Origin of the sequence: Campylobacter sp. US33a (assembly GCF_004378855.1) — a bacterium.
GTDB lineage: Bacteria > Campylobacterota > Campylobacteria > Campylobacterales > Campylobacteraceae > Campylobacter_D.
In genome coordinates this window covers 95,830-113,786 of sequence record NZ_RYYL01000001.1, presented here as the reverse complement: position 1 = coordinate 113,786, position 17,957 = coordinate 95,830, and the positions used below count along the sequence as shown (strand labels likewise).

The 17,957-nt window shown below is 30.8% G+C and carries 16 protein-coding genes; all 16 read right to left on the bottom strand.

Annotated features, from left to right (window positions below):
• Window position 1: 1 nt before the first annotated feature.
• Complete coding sequence (locus ELQ16_RS00575; protein WP_134237639.1) at window positions 2–619, bottom strand: phosphatidylserine decarboxylase; 618 nt, start codon at window positions 617–619, stop codon at window positions 2–4.
• Entirely contained in the window at window positions 616–2,562 is a 1,947-nt protein-coding gene (gene ftsH / locus ELQ16_RS00570; RefSeq protein ID WP_134237638.1) for an ATP-dependent zinc metalloprotease FtsH, read from the bottom strand. Before ftsH ends, ELQ16_RS00575 begins: the two co-directional genes overlap by 4 nt.
• Window positions 2,555–3,394, bottom strand: a complete 840-nt coding sequence (locus ELQ16_RS00565; protein ID WP_134237745.1) for a 50S ribosomal protein L11 methyltransferase — start codon at window positions 3,392–3,394, stop codon at window positions 2,555–2,557. The genes ftsH and ELQ16_RS00565 overlap by 8 nt, the downstream gene beginning before the upstream one ends.
• Before the next feature lie 22 nt (window positions 3,395–3,416).
• Complete coding sequence (locus ELQ16_RS00560; protein ID WP_134237637.1) at window positions 3,417–3,794, bottom strand: chemotaxis response regulator CheY; 378 nt, start codon at window positions 3,792–3,794, stop codon at window positions 3,417–3,419.
• Window positions 3,795–3,880: 86 nt separating this feature from the next.
• Window positions 3,881–5,668, bottom strand: a complete 1,788-nt coding sequence (gene pglF, locus ELQ16_RS00555) for a UDP-N-acetylglucosamine 4,6-dehydratase (configuration-retaining) (protein ID WP_134237636.1) — start codon at window positions 5,666–5,668, stop codon at window positions 3,881–3,883.
• A 2-nt stretch (window positions 5,669–5,670) separates the two neighbouring features.
• Window positions 5,671–6,831 (bottom strand): UDP-N-acetylbacillosamine transaminase, encoded by a 1,161-nt coding sequence (gene pglE / locus ELQ16_RS00550; protein ID WP_134237635.1) that lies wholly within the window; start codon window positions 6,829–6,831, stop codon window positions 5,671–5,673.
• A 95-nt stretch (window positions 6,832–6,926) separates the two neighbouring features.
• Window positions 6,927–7,544, bottom strand: a complete 618-nt coding sequence (locus ELQ16_RS00545; protein WP_243832555.1) for a hypothetical protein — start codon at window positions 7,542–7,544, stop codon at window positions 6,927–6,929.
• Window positions 7,545–8,132, bottom strand: coding sequence for a UDP-N-acetylbacillosamine N-acetyltransferase (gene pglD / locus ELQ16_RS00540; protein ID WP_134237634.1), 588 nt, complete (start codon window positions 8,130–8,132; stop codon window positions 7,545–7,547). It lies immediately after the preceding gene.
• Window positions 8,119–8,721: an undecaprenyl phosphate N,N'-diacetylbacillosamine 1-phosphate transferase gene (pglC, locus tag ELQ16_RS00535; RefSeq protein ID WP_134237633.1), complete on the bottom strand. Its 603-nt coding sequence runs from the start codon at window positions 8,719–8,721 to the stop codon at window positions 8,119–8,121. Before pglC ends, pglD begins: the two co-directional genes overlap by 14 nt.
• Window positions 8,714–9,844 carry a N,N'-diacetylbacillosaminyl-diphospho-undecaprenol alpha-1,3-N-acetylgalactosaminyltransferase gene (gene pglA, locus ELQ16_RS00530; protein ID WP_134237632.1) on the bottom strand — a complete coding sequence of 377 codons (1,131 nt, stop codon included), beginning with the start codon at window positions 9,842–9,844 and terminating at the stop codon, window positions 8,714–8,716. The genes pglC and pglA overlap by 8 nt, the downstream gene beginning before the upstream one ends.
• Window positions 9,841–12,162 carry an STT3 domain-containing protein gene (locus tag ELQ16_RS00525; protein WP_134237631.1) on the bottom strand — a complete coding sequence of 774 codons (2,322 nt, stop codon included), beginning with the start codon at window positions 12,160–12,162 and terminating at the stop codon, window positions 9,841–9,843. Before ELQ16_RS00525 ends, pglA begins: the two co-directional genes overlap by 4 nt.
• 3 nt (window positions 12,163–12,165) lie before the next feature.
• Window positions 12,166–13,263, bottom strand: a complete 1,098-nt coding sequence (locus ELQ16_RS00520) for a glycosyltransferase (RefSeq protein WP_134237630.1) — start codon at window positions 13,261–13,263, stop codon at window positions 12,166–12,168.
• Window positions 13,251–14,186: a glycosyltransferase family 2 protein gene (locus ELQ16_RS00515; protein ID WP_134237629.1), complete on the bottom strand. Its 936-nt coding sequence runs from the start codon at window positions 14,184–14,186 to the stop codon at window positions 13,251–13,253. Before ELQ16_RS00515 ends, ELQ16_RS00520 begins: the two co-directional genes overlap by 13 nt.
• Entirely contained in the window at window positions 14,183–15,250 is a 1,068-nt protein-coding gene (locus ELQ16_RS00510; RefSeq protein WP_134237628.1) for a glycosyltransferase, read from the bottom strand. The genes ELQ16_RS00515 and ELQ16_RS00510 overlap by 4 nt, the downstream gene beginning before the upstream one ends.
• The gene (locus tag ELQ16_RS00505) at window positions 15,247–16,950 is read right to left on the bottom strand and encodes an ABC transporter ATP-binding protein (protein ID WP_134237627.1); all 1,704 of its coding nucleotides are present in this window, start codon (window positions 16,948–16,950) and stop codon (window positions 15,247–15,249) included. The genes ELQ16_RS00510 and ELQ16_RS00505 overlap by 4 nt, the downstream gene beginning before the upstream one ends.
• Entirely contained in the window at window positions 16,944–17,930 is a 987-nt protein-coding gene (galE, locus tag ELQ16_RS00500) for a UDP-glucose 4-epimerase GalE (RefSeq protein ID WP_134237626.1), read from the bottom strand. The genes ELQ16_RS00505 and galE overlap by 7 nt, the downstream gene beginning before the upstream one ends.
• Between the last annotated feature and the right edge of the window lie 27 nt (window positions 17,931–17,957).

The window sequence follows — 17,957 nt, the reverse complement described above, 5'->3', positions numbered from 1 at the left end:
TTTATGAAAAATATCCAAGCAAAGAACAAGCTTTAATCTCATCGCCAAGTCCTGCTAAAATCCTTGTATCTTTTGGCAATAAAAGACAAACTTTACCATTGTGAGTAAAACTAAGCTCATTGCAAGCTTCAAGCTCTTTAGAAAAATCATACAATTTTAATTTTCTATCCAAAGAGCCCGCGTAAATAATCATAGCCATTTCTTTATCCAACACGCTTAAATTAAGTCTTATATTCTCATTCAAATAAGATGAAGACTTAATTTCTGAACACAAAAACAAACCATGATTTACCTTAACATTTTGAATTTCTGCTTTTGCGCAAGATCTTATGCTCCCTACATTATAAAAAGCATTTTTTATCACAAGGCTTACACACTCGCCCAAATTCTCATCATAAGCATTGCCTATATAGACAACGCGCCCATCAATTGGTGATAATATAGCCTTTTTATCCATGCAAAATCTATCGCGCAAAGGATTTCTATACAAAAAAATCAAAAACAAAGTCAATAAAAACAAAAACCATGAAAAAGTCCAAAAAATCAGCACCAGCAAAAACAATAAAAAAACAGCAATAACACTAAAATATCCTGCTCTTGCCAAAATCATATTTTTCATTTTTCTTTGTTTTCTTCTTTATTTTCTTCGCCAATAATTTGCAAACGGCTCGGAAGATTATTTTGCACTTCGTATTCTTTGATAATCTCTCTTACTTTTGTGCCTTCTATGGTTTCTTCTTCATAAAGTGCGCTAACCATAGTTTCAATCGCACCTTTATAAGTGCTAAGCGTTTCTTTAACATCTTTATAGCGCTCATCTAAAGTTTTTTTAACATAGTCATCTAAAGACTCTGCCATTTTTTCAGAATAATCTTTTATAGTTTGCCCACCACTTAAAAATGTATTTCTTTGTTTTTCAAGAACCATAAGTCCAGCGATCTCACTCATTCCATACATAGAAATCATTGCTTTAATGATATCTGTAGCTCTTTCAAGATCATTACTTGCGCCAGTTGAAATTTCACCGATAAAAACCTCTTCTGCAGCACGACCACCCAAAAGCACATCAACTTCAGCGATCAACTCATGTTTTTGCATTAAAAATTTATTTTCTTCAGGGGTATTTAAAGTATAGCCAAGCGCTGCAAGTCCGCGAGGGATCACAGAAACTTTACTTACGCGTTTTGCACCCTTTGTTGTTTCAGCAATTAATGCATGACCGCACTCATGATAAGTCACGATTTTTTTCTCTTTATCATTAATACGGCGCGATTTTTTCTCAAGCCCAGCTATAGCTCTTTCAACCGCTTCTACAAGATCATTTTGCTCTACATATTTTTTAGAATCCCTGCCCGCCAAAAGCGCTGCTTCATTAATGATATTAGCCAAGTCAGCCCCTGCAAGTCCGGCTGTAAGTCTTGCAATATCTTCAACCTTAACATTTGGAGAAATTTTAACATCTTTCATATGCACTTTTAAAATTTCACATCTGCCTTTAAAATCAGGCTTATCCACTAAAACTTGTCTATCAAATCTTCCTGGTCTTAAAAGCGCAGCATCTAAAACCTCTGGGCGGTTTGTAGCTGCTAAAACAATCACTGGAGAACTCTCAGTACCAAAACCATCCATTTCGGCTAAAAGCTGATTTAGGGTTTGCTCTCTTTCGTCATTTCCGCCCATCATACCACTTGCCGCACGACTCTTACCGATAGCATCAATTTCATCAATGAAAACAATAGCCGGTGCTTCTTTTTTTGCATTTTCAAACAAATCCCTCACACGAGATGCACCCACGCCCACAAACATTTCTATAAAAGATGAGCCTGAAACACTAAAAAATGGTACATCAGCTTCACCAGCAACTGCTTTTGCAAGCAAAGTTTTACCTGTGCCTGGAGGTCCTACAAGCAAAAGCCCTTTTGGAATTTTAGCACCAAGTTTGATATATCTCTCAGGAAATTTAAGAAAATCCACAATTTCTTTCACTTCTTCTTTAGCCTCTTCCACACCTGCTACATCATTGAATTTAACCTTTGGCTTTTCTGAATTGACAAGCTTTTTTGAACTTCCTATACCCAGTATAGAACTTCCCATATTTTTTTGCATACGACTTGCCAAAAACATCCAAATTCCAAAGAAAATAAATACGGGTAAAACCCAAGAAAAGAAAATATCACTTAACCAATTTGTCTCAGAATATGCTCCATAAGCAATGTTTTTGCTATCGAGCAAAGCCACAAGTTCTGGATCATTAACTTTTTTAGCAATATAAATTGTATTAAGAGAATTTGAAACCGCTTTAATTGTAGTTTGCCCTATGCTAACTTGATTGATCTGACCACTTTCAACCAATTTTTTAAATTCAGAATAAGCGATATTTTTACTCGTTTCAGTTCCATTCATTGCACTGCTTAAACCACCATCGCCATCTGAAAAACTCTTAAAAAGTATCACCATAATAATCCCAAAAATCGCAAAAATCAAAATAGGATTTTTATTGAAAAAATTATTTGGATTGTTTTTTGGGGTATTGTTTTTATTGTTGTTATTTGTATTATTCATTACCTTCCTTTTTATAAACTAAACTCAGCCACTCATTGACCTTTAAACTTTCTACCAATTTTAAATCCTTAAATTTATCCTTAACTCTCTCTTCGTATTTGTCTAAAATTCCTGAAAGAATAAGATAAGCACCATCTTTTAGACTATTTTTTAAATCTTTTTCAAGTATCAAAATCACATCTGCTATGATATTTGCCACAATAAAATCGTATTTTATCGTAGCTTTATCAATAGAACCTATCCAAGAATGATTTAATGATAAATGATTTAATTTTGCATTAGATAAAGTACTCGAAATAGCTAATTCATCAGTATCGCAAGCATCAACCTTAAGTCCTAATTTTGCTAGAACTATACTTAAAATTCCGCTTCCACAACCAAGATCTAAAACTTGCATATCTTTTTTAGCATATTTTTGCAATAACTTTATACAAGAATGTGTACTTTCGTGATGACCAGAGCCAAAGGCTAAAGCAGGATCGATTTGTATATTAATTAAATTTTGTTTTGGTTCTTGCCAAGTAGTGTGTATATAAAAATTATCAATTTGTATAGGATTAACACCTTTTTTATATTCTTCAATCCAATCTTTATTTTCTTTTTGTTCTAATTTTATATCAAAACTGATTTTTTGAGATTTTTGTATTTCTAATTTTTCTTTCAAACAATTTAAAGCCCAAAATAAATCTTCCAAACTCTCATCAGATCTAACATAAATTCCCCCATCTTTTTCTTCTATAGCTTCAATACCTAAATCAAAAACAACATCGACAAAAAAGGGCAAAAAACCAATATCTACTTTAAAAAAAAGTTCATTATAATAAGATTGCATTTTTAAATTAAAAACCCAAAAATTATCCCACATTAGTACCTAAAACATCTTCAAGTTTTTCTTTTAAAACTTGCGGAGTAAAAGGCTTTACAATATAATTATTCACACCTGCTTTTAAAGCGGTAATAACCTCGGCCTTTCCACCCTCAGTTGTAACCATAATGATAGGCATATCTTCAAATTTTTTATCCGCTCTAACCTTTTTAACAAGATCCAAACCATTCATTTCTGGCATATTCCAATCAGTAATTAAAACCTTAATTGTATCATCTTTTTCAAGAATTTCCCAAGCTTCAAGTCCATGTTCAGCCTCTAAAACATCATCATGTCCAAGTCTTGAAAGCGTATTTTTAATAATCCTTCTCATAGTTGAACTATCATCTACAACTAGCATTCTCACCGCTAATCCTTTCCATAAATTCAAAAATTTATTTTAATTTGCAATTTTATCTTTTTTAAACTTATTAATCAAGTAAATATAAAAATTTATCCTTGATAATCTCCGTCCTTATTGTGATTAAATTCAGGCACAATTGTTTTTAGAATTTGAGCCGGATTTTCACTTTTTACTAAAGCTTGAATTTGATCATTTAAAATCTGCAAATCTACCTTTTGACTTGTTGTTGCGAAAATACTTTCATATTGAGTTCTCACATCATTTTCGTTAATCAAAAGTTCTTCAAAAAGTTTTTCACCTTTTCTAAGTCCTGTGATTTTGATCTCTAAATCGTTTTTATTTGAAAGCATAAGCATTTTTTTAGCCAAATCTATAATCTTCACAGGCTCACCCATATCAAGCACAAAAAGCTCCCCACCTTTAGCAATAGCCGCTGCTTGTAAAACAAGCTGAACGGCTTCACTAACTAGCATAAAATAACGCACTATATCAGGATGAGTTAAAGTCAAAGGTTCGTTATTTGCAATCTGTGCTTTAAATTTAGGTATCACACTCCCACTAGAACCCAAAACATTGCCAAAACGCACACTTGAAACTTCAAAATTTTCATCACTTGAATTTAAAGTATAAAGCTCGCAAACCCTTTTAGTGCAGCCCATTATACTTGTAGGACGCACCGCTTTATCTGTACTTATCATCACAAATTTTTTAACCCCATTTTTCTTGGCCGCATCGGTTAAAATTTTTGTCCCCAAAATATTATTAAGCACGGCAGAATGTGGATTTTGCTCGCAAAGTGGGACATGCTTGTAAGCAGCAGCATGCAAGATAAGATCTGGCTTGTATTCTTTTAATACTTCATTTAAACTTTCTTCGTCTAAAATACTAAGCATTACAGGAGTGATTTTTTCTTTATGCAAACTTAAATCTTCATTGATTTTATAAAGATTAAACTCACTATGATCTAGCATTATAAGATGTTTAACGCCAAATTTAATGCATTGCTTGCAAAGCTCACTGCCTATAGTACCCCCTGCTCCACTTACCAAAACAACCTTATCCTTTAAAAAAGTTGCCACTACCCTATCATCTAAATCTTTTGGCTTTCTAGCAAGCAAATCTTCTATACTGATATCTCTAGCCTCATTTCTTGTGAAAGAAAATATTTTAACATCACTAATACCATACGAAATCAGTTCATCGAAAAGCTTTTTTAATTCTTCTTGTTCCAATTTTAAAGCAATGATAGCCGTTTTAATTCCATCTTTAGCATAATCTTTGATTTTTTCTTTTTCTTCTACAATGAATTTATCGCAATATGTTCCAATTAGCTCTTTTCTCTCATCAACCACTGCAATAGGAAAAAGCCCCAAAGATCCCTCTTTTGCACCTTTTAATAGATGCAAAGCCTTAGAGGTTGCACCCACAACAATGCAAGGATTTTCTTCATCAATCAAATTAGAATGTCTAAAATCAACAAACATTCTTTTTGAAATTCTTAAAGTTCCTATAAACATATAAGAAAGTACAAAATCTATACCAATTACACTTCGCGGAAAAGGATTAAAAAAATCTCCATAAAAATAAAAAATTCCCAAAAAACAAAGCTCTGCTAGGGCCAAGGCAAAGAAAATTTTTCTTGCCTCATTTAAAGAAAAAAACCTCCACGCTACTTTATAAATTCTAAAAATGAATAAAAAAGTTATTTTTAAAACAAGTAAAATAAGCCCAGCTTTAATCATACCTTCATAAAAAATATCAGGAATATCTCCACTAAAACGCAAAGAAAAAGCCAAAAAAATCGATAAAAGAAACAAGAAAACATCGCAGCAAAGAAAAAAAATCAATCTTTTGCTTTTATAAAAAGTTAAATTCATTCTTATCCTTCAATGCTTTTTAAAATCAAATCTGAAATTTCGCACACATCATCTTTACTCATCGCAGTACCACTTGGCAAGCAAATTCCTTTTTGAAAAAAGAGCTCACTATTGCCATTAACATAAGCTTTGGCACCCTTAAACACTTCTTGCATATGCATACTTTTCCAAAGTGGGCGCGTTTCGATTTGCTCCTTTTTAAGATCATCTATAAGTTTTGAAATTTTTGGATGCAAATTTAAATCTTTTTTTGAAATTTCTATACATTTTTGATAAGCATTCATTTCATTTTTATCAAAATCAATCAAAGCTGTGCTTAACCAACGATTGCTTCTTGAATTTGGCAGTTCATCTAAAAAGACTAATTTGTCCCCTAAAAATTCTTTATACCACTCATAAATTTCTCTTTTTTTAAGCACTCTTTGTTCTAAAACTTCCATCTGTGCTACGCCAATAGCGCCCAAAACATTACTTAAGCGGTAATTATAACCATAGTCTAAATGCTCATAATGCAAGTAATTTTCCCTTGCTTGGGTGCTATAAAATCTCGCTTTTTCGATTTTTACCTTATCTTTCCCCACAAGCATTCCGCCACCTGAAGTGGTGATGATTTTATTGCCATTATAAGAATAAGCTCCAAATTCTCCAAAAGTTCCCAAAGCTTTGCCTTTATAAAAACTTCCTAAAGCCTCAGCCGCATCTTCAATTAAAATAATATTTTCTTTTTCGCAAATTTGGATAATCTCGTCCATTTTAGCCGCATTGCCATAAAGATGAGTCAAAATCAAAGCCTTTGGTTTTTTTTCGCATTCCTTAATGGCAAGTTTTAACAAATCAACATCAATATTAAAAGTCTCATCACAATCTATAAAAATAGGTCTTGCCTTAAGATAACAAATAGGAGCTACTGAAGCAATAAAAGTAAAAGATGAAGCCAAAACAATATCATCTTGCTCTACTCCTGCCACTCTTAAAGCCAAATGCAAAGCTGCGGTAGCTGAATTTAACGCCAAAGCATTTTCGCATTTAGAATACTCTTTTACACTCTCTTCAAAACGATTTACAAATTCACCCAAAGGGGCTATATAATTACTTTTAAATACTTCTTCTATATATTTTAACTCATTGCCACCCATATGTGGAGGAGAAAGAAAAAACCTCATTTTTTATCCTTTATTATAAAAAGTGATTTTACTAAAATGATGTATTTTATCTAAAATAATTTACTAAGTATCAAACGCTAAAAATTCTTTTGCAATCAAAGTTTATTTTCATACCAAATTTTGAGTTTTTCTAAGTCTTCTTTTTTATACATATCTTCAAAACCCTTAAAGAGTGTTTTATTTTTTGATTTGACAATAAGACAAGTTTGTGCTTGATTTAAAAGCTTCATTTTTTCTACTTCAAAAAGTTCTAAATCTTCTCGTTTTATATAAGTTTTATAAAAAAGATTATATTTAGTGATGATATAAATTCCATCTTCGCAAACTATAATTATATTAATACAAAAAAACATCAAAGTAATAGCGATAGAACAGAATAAATTAAGAAATCCCATATTAAGCTTCCAAAGATCTTGTAAATTTTCATTTTCTAATTCAAAAAAATAAGGAAGTTTATAAATCGCATCAAAATAATGCCAAATAACAAAAATAGATCCTCCACACAAAAGAGGTGTTACAAACATTATTAAGCTAAGAGCTTTAGAACTTCGTTTCATTTTAACTTTGATTTTAAAAAGAATTTTGTGTTTAATTTTATTTTTAATAGGAAATAAAAGCATTAAAAATATCAAATATCCAGCGCCACAAAATGCCCACCCCAAAAATGAGGGATATCTTACAAAATCAATCAAAAAGGTATATTCAAAACCCACTTACATCCTTTTTGCAGGCACTCCTACAAAAATGCCTTTTTCAAATTGATCTTTAATCAAAGTCGCTCCACCGCCTAAAATACTATCATCTGCCAAACTTAAATTCGGTAAGACACAAGAATTAATCCCCAAAAAACAATTTTTGCCAATTTTCACATTTCCTGCACACTTAGCCCCAACGCTTACATGGGAAAACTCGCCCACCACGCATTCATGCTCAATCACACTTGAAGTGTTTAAAATCACACCTTTTTCAATCTTTGCCTTTGCATTAACCACTACCAAAGGCATTATTAAAATTCCTGCATTTTCTTTTATATCCGCACTTTGACTGATAATCGCACTTTTATGGATAAGATTTACAATTTTAAAGCCATTTTGCAAAAGCTTTTCGTAAATTTTTTTTCTTATTTTATTATCCCCAATAGCTACAAAAATATCGTATTTTGGCAAAGAACTTTCAAATTTTTTACCCTTATTATCATCTAAAAAAATACATTCTTCATAGCCCAAACTCATAGCCACATCAGCACAAACAAGCCCATGCCCACTCGCACCATAAATGTAAATTTTTTTAGTTCTTTCCATCAAATTTCTCCGTTGTCACGCATCCTTCTTTACTCACTCCACTTCTTTTTAAAACCTTTAACGCCGTTAAAAACATAATTTTTAAATCAAACAAAAAAGAAATATTTCCAACATAATACACATCAAGTTCAAATTTTTTCTGCCAAGAAATAGCATTTCTACCATTTACTTGCGCCCAGCCTGTAATGCCTGGACGCACTTTGTGGCGGAGTTTTTGCTCTTCATTATAAAGAGGTAGATATTCCACTAAAAGTGGTCTAGGTCCTACAAAACTCATATCGCCTTTTAAGACATTAAAAAGTTGCGGTAATTCATCTAAACTTAAGCTTCTAACGATTTTTCCAAAGGCCTTTAAACGCAATTCATCGCTAAGCAATTCCCCATTTTCGTCTTTTTCATCACTCATTGTTTTAAATTTATAAATTTTAAAGATTTTTTCATTAAGTCCTGGACGGTTTTGAGTAAAAATTACACTGCCTTGAGTAATTTTTAAAAGCAAAGCGGTAATAATAATAAGGGGTGAAAAAAGCATCAGGAGAATTAAAGCTAAGCAAAAATCAAGCATTCTTTTTAAAAATTTTTCATACATTTTTCATCACCTTTTCATAAAGTTTTAAATAAGTCTTTGCAATTTCGTTTTCATCGTAATTTAACGCATCTTTAGCTGCATTTTTACCCAAATTCATTCTTAAATTTTTATCGACCAACAAAAGCTCGATTTTTTGTGCTAAGTCCTTACTATCTTTAGTTTTGGCCCAAAGTCCATCATAAGCGTTTGAAATCGCTTCCACGCAGCCTTCACACTCACTTACCACAATAGCCTTTCCACAAGCCTTAGCCTCCAAAACGCTTACGGGAAAACCCTCTTTATAGCTTGGTAAAACAAAAATATCACAATTTTGCAAAAGCTCCACTATATCGCTTCTAGCACCCAAATAATGCGCTTTACCAGAAGTTAAAAATTTCAAACTCGCACAAGAAGGATTATCATCTCTTCCACCTACTAAAACAAAATTTGCTCTATCTTTTAAAAGCTCTGCGCTTTCATAAAATTCTTTTACACCCTTATGCCACAAAGCTCTTGCTATCATTAAAATAATAGGCTTTTCATCGATATTTAAATTACGCCAAAAAGCTTTTTTAGCTTCCTTTTCTACTCTCATAGGAAAGAATTTTTTAAGATTAATACCCACAGATTTAATCACACAAATTTTATTTTCCTTAAGTCCTAAATTTCGCATAAAATCAGCATTTGAAGAATTGACAAAGATAAAACAATCAGCGATTTTAAAGCTTAATTTATAAAGAGTATTAATGATAAAACGCACCAAATTTTCCTTAAAACCTTGCTCGATATAAAAAGATCCAAGCCCTTCAACAAGCCCAATTTTATAAGGAATTTTTGCAAATTTTGCTGCGATTAAACCAAAGGTATTGCTTTTATGTGCCCCACTTTGTAAAAGATCTAAATTTAAGCTTTTTAAAACATTTTTAAGATGTAAAAAATTTTTAAAAACCACAAAAGGATTCAAGCTCGCTCTTGAAAGATCATAAATGACAACATTTAAATTTAAATCCTTTAATTTTTGCGTGTATTCATCTTGCGGCACAATGATAAAAACCTCATCTCCTCTAGCTATCAAAGCCTTTATTATAGGCATTCTAAAATGATATATGCTTGCCCCTGCGTGAGATAAAAACCCTACTCTCATTTTTTTATTTTAAAAACCTTTGCATTTTTATCATTAATAATCAAATCATACAAATCTTTATCATAATTGTTAAAGAAAAACATTTGAACAAAAGCACTATTAAACATTTTTTCATCCATAATGATAAATTGACCTTGCGCGGTTTGAAATTGCTCTTTTAAGAAAAAGACATAAACTTTACCTTGTGTATCCATAGGAGTAACCTTATAATCGCCAGTTGTTACGGAATTTATCTCGATAATTTCTTTTACCGCATAAGTATTATTCTCATCGTTTCTCCAAATTCTAAAATCTTCAGAAAGCTTAGATCCATCACTAAGTATAAATTCTCCATTATTTTGAAGCACAGCTCTTGTAACTCTAAATATAAAAGGATTTACCTCTCCTGTGCTTAAATCAATATTTGAAAAAGTTGCAACAGTAGAAAAAATATTCATCATTCTTGCTGGCATATAAATATAGACATCTCGCGTTTTTGGTGTTGAAATATTATAATTCTTATCCCTTAAATCGTATAAAAATAAATCAACATTGCTAGCATTATAATCTTTCATCATAGCCCGCAAGAGATCATTTCTTAAAATATCATTTTGTGGAGCATAAAAACCTTTTTCTGTATATTCAACACTAAGTCTTGCCATATTTGCAGCCGAAATTTGATCTTTGCTTAAAACAAAAGAAGGAAAGAAATTATCCTTACCCAAATGCTTTCCCCCATCAACCAAAGTTTTTACATCGCTATAATAACGGATAGGATAACCATAATCCCACCAAGCCACAACATAATCTTCCCTATCCGCTATACCTTTAAGCCTATTAAGAATTTCGGTTTCACTTTGAATAAACACACTAGGAGCTTTGTATTCATAGATATGTTTTAAGCCAAATACTAAACCCAAACTAAAAAGAAACGATAAGGTAGCAATTTTTACTTGTTTTTGTTTTTTTTGAATCAAAAATTCCATAATCGCTACCATAAAACAAAATAATAAAATAAAGGCAAGCAATAAGGAATTAAAATAGGTGGTATAAAATAAATTCAATACTAAATAAACAACAGAACAAAGTGCAAACAAGATTAAAGAAAAAAGTTGATATTTTCTTATTTTTTCTTCTTTTTTAAGCTCTATATTTTGTATAAAATTCAAGATTTTAACACCAATATAACCATAACCCAAAGCCATAATAGGCACAGCATAAATCGTAAATCTAAGTCCACCTTTAAGTGCTAAAAATCCAAGTGCTAACATTGGCAAAGCTAAAATCATACTTTTATGTTCCCTTAAAAGCCAAATAAGACCGATAAAGGCAACAATAAAAGTAAGCTCGTTAGTGCTAATTCTTTGCATAAAAACCGTCCAATCAATATCCCCAACCTCTTGAATAGTTTCATTAACATTAAAATAAACGAAATTTTGAGCCAAACTTCCTATGGCATCATTTTTAAAAATATAAAACTGCAATTGATAAATAATAGGATCAAGTCCTCCGCTAAAAATCAATAATATTAAAGTCAAAGCCCCTAAAATAGCAATAAGTCTAATTTTAAACCACTCATTTTTAAAAGCAAATAAAGCAAAAATCAAAGCCAACAAAGCTAACTGATAGAACCAAGCAAAAGGCGCAAGAGCTATCATCATAAAAATAATTGCCAGATAGGCTATATTATCTTTTCGGTGAAAGACATAAGTGTAAATTAAAAAAAGCCCCATAAAAGCACAATTTAAAGTATAACTTGATGGATACCACCAAAGATAAAAAATCATCGTAATAGGAAGCAAAATGAGTGATAATAAATCCTTATGTATAACCAAACGAATAATAAAAAACAATACAAACATTGGTAAAACAATCACAAGCATATCCGTATCATAATACCCACTCATCGTGCGATTATAATAACTATTTGCAATACTAGCTAAAGTGGCAGCGATAAGTCCCATTAAAGGTTGTTTGTATTCATTGGCAATTAAAATAATAGGAATGACAATCAAAGAAGAGAAAAAAGTACTCATATACAAAATAATAGTTTCAAAGCTAAAAGGAGTAAATTTATAAATATAATAAGTCAAAGTCGAAAGCGAAGAACCATAATAACTTAAATCATTTGGCTGATGAAAGCCTGCTAACATATCTCTTGCACCTTCAGCAAAGACATAGCCATCATTAGACATAATCATTAATTGATGATTAAAATAAAACTCATCAAAATCACTTGCCCACCAAACCCAATAAAATCTACATAAAACACTAAACGAATATGCAAGAATGATAAATAAAAATAAATGATAATTTTTAAAATTTTCTTTTTTAAACATTTTTTATCCTAATAAATATTTTAAAGCATCGCGTGCGATTTTAACTTTATCAAAATCAAGTGCTCTAGTTTTAGCCTTTTGTTTATAAGTTTTTCTTAAATTCTCATCTTCAAGCATGATTTTTAAACCTTTAAACATAGAATTTTCATCATCAACTTCAACCAAAAACCCAAATTCATCATTGCCAAAAAGCTCTCTTGCTCCACTTTTATGGTCAGTGCAAACCACAGCACAACCACAAGCAAGACTTTCGATTAAAACATTTGAAAAGCCTTCAAAAACAGAGGCAAAAGCAAAAAATTCGCACTTGCTCATATATTTATAAGGATTATTATCAAAACCTAAAAGCAAAACCTTTTCTTCCAAATTTAATTCTTTAATTAAATTTTCCAACTCATTTTTAAGCACGCCTTCACCCAAAATCACAAGTTTTATATCGGTTTTTAATCTTGCATAAGCACGGATTAACAAAGCATGATTTTTGCCCTTATCAAGCCTACCCACACTTAAGATAAATCTATCTTTTAAGCCGATTTCTTCTAAGGATTTTTGTTCTATATTTTCTAAATCAATGGCATTATATAAAATTTCGCATTTATTCACATCGATTTTAAAATTTTTAACTAAATCTTCCAAATTTCCCTTAGAATTTGGCAAAATCAGATCTGCCTTTGGATAAAGTAAAGTTATTAAAAATTTATTCACCAAAGAATTAAAATTATTTTTTGCATACATCACGCTTGGAGTAGTGCATTCATTGATCACAAGACGAGTTTTGTTACCAAAAATTCTTGCCATTAAAGCGATATAATTGGGACGATTTAGAAAAACAAATTCAGTGTCAATGTTTAAATTTTTACAAAGTTTTTTGTATTTTAAAGCCAAAAAAGGCAGTTTTAAAAATTTAAAAATAGGATTTTCACTTGGGTGCGAATGCTCTAAAAAATGAATATTGCACTCAGGAATTTCATAAGAAATTTTATCATTCATTAAAATCACATGCACTTCAAATTTTAAACTCAAAATAGGCAACAAAGTCGCCACAACCCTTTCAGCGCCACCACTTCCCAAAGAATAAATAAAAATCGCTAATTTTTGCATGCTAATCTCACTCTAATTTTTGATAAAAAAATAATTAAGCTATTTGGCACTATGCTTAATGCTAAAAGAATCAAAGCAGGGGTATTAAATTTGATTTTTAAACTTTTAAACAAGCAAAAATACATTTTCTTAAATTCTTTTGCCAATTTTGCATAATAAGCAGCCATTTTATAATACATCGCACATTGGCTTTTATAGTCATTATCTTTAGAAATTTGAAGTTCTTTTTCTAAAATTTTAGCCAGTTCTAAATAACCAAGATAAACCCTAAAAGCATTTTTTGATGCAGCTTTTGTTACACTATCATCGCGGTTAATCCTATAAATTCTAAAAGCCTTATGAATATAAAAACTTTTGCTCTCATATAAATGTACCCAAAGAGTGGCTTCATTGCCATAAAAATTTTCATTAAAACGATGATTTTTAAGCAAAGACTTTCTAAAAACAGATAAAAATTCCCCGCTAAACTTTGCCATCAAAAAGTCTTTTTTGCTTACTTCGCAATCTTTTTCAAGACCTCTTCCGCTAAATTTATCACTAAGTTTTGAATTCTCTTCAATCAAACAATTGCCAAAAACATGATCGTATCCTGATTTTAACTTTTCAATTAAAATATCAAGTGTATATGGCAAAAGTTCATCATCATCATCTAAAATCATAACAAATTCGCCCCTAGCCTCATCAAGACCGTTGTTTTTATTACCATTAGGACCTTGCTTGTATTTTGTATTTAAAACATACCTAATGCGCGTATCTTCTTTTTGCAATTCTTGCACAAGTTTAGCACTTTCATCTTTAGAATGATCATCACTTATTATAATTTCTAGGTCTTTAAAATCTTGATTTTGCACACTTTTTATAGCTTTTTTTAATAAATTCGCACGATTAAAAGTAGGGATAATAACGCTTAAAAACACACTCATTTTCTAACCTCTTCAATGAGATCTAGCCATTGACTGGCTATAAAACCAGTATCAAATTCTTTGCATTTTTTACTAGCATTTGCAAGTATTTTTTCTCTTAAATTTTTATTTTCCATTACACGAGTTAGGCTTTGACTTAAAGCTAAATCATCATCCTTAGGCACGATAAAACCATCTTTTTCATCAGCAATTAAATCTCTTGCCCCATCCGTATAATCTGTGCTAATTCTTAATACATCAAAAAACAAACTTTCTATCAAAACTGTAGGCAAACCTTCCACAAAAGAACAAAGACAAAGAATTTCAGCCCTTTGATAAAGACTTTTCATATCCTCAACACGCCCTAAAAATTCTATATTCACACCAGCAATTTTTGCTTCATTTTCCAAATTTTGCCTTAAAACACCCTCTCCTGCAATGCAAAAACGATATTTTTGCCTAAGCTCTAAATTCAAATTCTTCACCGCTCTAATAAACATGGAGGCATTTTTATTCTCATCTAATCTTCCTACAAAAATAACCATTTTTTCCTTTTTTATATCCGTTTTATCACTCAAAGTAAAATGACAAGGATTTAAAAGAACTTTTACATTTTTAACAAATTTTTCATAATATTTTTTATCACTACTTCCCAAAACACACAAAGCATTGCAATACCCAAAGCTTATTCTTCTTAAAAAACGCCAAATTTTAGACTTTAAATAACTTTGATGACTATGCTCGCTGATAATCAAAGGGGTTTTTATACCCCATTTTGCAAAAATACAAGCAATATTTGTCGTATCCAAAAAAGAAATAAAAATATCTGCATTATCTTCTAACATTGCTTTTCTTAGGGCGAAAAACCTATAAATTCTAGCCAAAATTCTATCCTTTAAATTTTGGTTTTTAAAATAAGGTAGAGATTTTACTTCTACGCTTTCATTTAAAGGATAGAAAGATTTTTCTTGATTGAATTTAATAATTTTAACTTCATGATTTTTGCAAAATTCATTTGCTAAAGTAACCAAAACCCTTTCAGCTCCTCCCGAATTTAAAGTTGAAATGATAAAAGTAATTTTCATAACAAACCCTGTTCTAATGTTAATTTTCCATGCTCTATCTTATAAATTTTATCGCATTTTGTTATGGTAGAAAGTCGGTGCGCAATGATAATTACGGTTTTATCTTTTGAAATTTTATAAATTTCATCCATAATTTTTTCTTCACTTTGAGTATCAAGCGCAGAAGTGGCTTCATCAAGAACTAAAATTTCAGGACTTAAATAAAGCGCTCTTGCAATGGCAATGCGTTGTTTTTGTCCTCCGCTTAGATTATTTCCCCCATCGCCAACTTTTGTCTGCGCTTTGTGAGGTAAATTGTTTATAAATTTGTCTAAATTAGCTTGCAAAATAACCTTTTGCATTAATTTCTCATCTACTTCATCACCAAAAGTGATATTTTTAGCAATGCTATCATTGAAAAGATAAATATTTTGCGGAATATAACCTATTTTTTGGCGATATTTTTTAAAGGTGTTAGAATTTAATTTTTTATCATCAATTAAAATTTCTCCCGAACTTGGATTTAAAAGCCCAATGATTAAATCAACCAAAGTACTTTTCCCACAACCACTCTCGCCAATGAAAGCTATTTTTTCTCCTTTTTTTATCTCTAAATTAATATCTTTTAATAAATTTGGCTTACCCTCATAAGCAAAAGAAAGATTTTTTAATTTAATATGCTTTTTAAATTCTATATTTTCATTACCTAAATGCTCTTCTTTCTCTTTTAAAACATCATAAATTATATCAAGTGAATTCCTATAATATAACAAGTCATGATAAGCATTAATGATGCGATTTGCACTTGGCATCAAACGATAAAGTGCTAGAACAAACATAGAAATCATAGCCAAAATACTTGAAATATCACTCTTAGTCTTTAAAACCAAAAACACAACAATAAACACCAAAACACAAAAACCCACACCTTCAAGATAAATTCTAGGCATAGCATTAACACTTTCATTGGTAATATTTGCCCTTGAAAAATCCATACTTTGATTTTCAAAGAGTTTTAATACCCCATCTTCTTTGGTTTTTAATTTGATTAATTTAAAATTATTTAAATTTGTTGCTAAAATTTCAAAAAAATTTCTCATAGCCTCTTCGCGTTTTTTACCTGCTTTTTTAATCATAGGAGAAAGCACTTTTACTAAAATAAAACCATTTAAACCCAAAAAAATGCTTAAAAATAAAGTGATTTTATAATCAATCAAAAGCATTAAACTATAGATCAATAAAATCACAAAAATTTCACTCATCATAAGCAAAAACGATGCTATCATCGTGCTTAAATTATACGCTTCTTGAGTGATGGTTTTTAAGAGATCAGAATGATTTTTTTGTGTGAATTTTTCATAATCAAAATGCAAAAATTTAGCAAAAACCTTATGAGCAATAGTATGATATCTACCCTTAGAAAATTTAGCCAATAAATGAAAATAATAAGCATTCAACAAAGCTCTAAAAATATAAAAAACAATTAAAGCGAAGCCAAAATACACCACAAATTCATAAATTGGCACATTAAAATGAGAATAAAAAGCTTTTAAATACTGATTTTTTTCAAACAAGGAAAAATCACTTGCTATGGACACAAAAGGCATAACTAAAGAGATCGCAAAGCTTTCCATAAAAGAAATGAGTATAGAAAAAAGCAATAAAAAAAATAAAAATTTCTTATCTTTTTTACTTAAAATAAAAAATAATTTTTTTAGCACTGCTTCTCCCACTCATAAGCACTTTTACAAATTAATTCCAAATCATCGTATTTTGGTTTCCACGAAGTTTTAGATCTTATTTTCGAAGCATCAGAAATAAGTACCGATGGATCTCCTGCACGACGCGGAGCAAGCTCAACCTTAAAATCTACCCCGCTAACTTTTTTCATCGTTTCTATCACTTCTTTAACGCTAAAACCATGACCATAACCGACATTAAAAATATCGCTTTGATTATTTTGTAAATATTCAAGCCCTGCTAAATGCGCACTCGAAATATCATCAACATGGATATAATCTCTAATACAAGTGCCATCTTTAGTATTATAATCATCGCCAAAAATAAACAATTTATCCCTTTTGCCTGCAGCACACTCAGCAGCTACTTTAATGAGTAAAGTCGCCTTAGGATAGCGTTGGCCAATAGGATAAGTATTACAAGCTCCTGCGACATTAAAATATCTTAAAATACAATACTTAAATTCAGGATGTGCCATATTAGCATCTTTTAAAACTTTTTCACTCATCAATTTACTCATACCATAAGGATTGATCGGCGCTAAAGGACTATTTTCATTCACAACAGAATTCTGTGGCTCGCCATAAGTGGCCGCAGTAGAAGAAAAGATGAAATTATTAGTATTATTTTCTATACAAGTTTGAATTAAATTTGTAGTATTAACAGTGTTATTCATATAATATTTCAAAGGATTTTGCATACTTTCAGGCACTTCAATGCTTGCTGCAAAATGCACAACAGCATCAAATTTTTCTTGCTTAAAAATTTCTTTAACACCCACAAAATCACTTAAATCTTGTTCGAAAAATTTAAATTTCTTTATTTTTTGCAAATCATCTAATGCGATTTTAGAACCCTTAGATAAATTATCCAAAACACAAATTTCATGATTTGTTTCTAAAAATTGTTTTAAGGTATGCGAGCCTATATAACCTGCTCCGCCTGAAATTAAAATTTTCATAATTAAATCCTTGCGATAATAAAGATA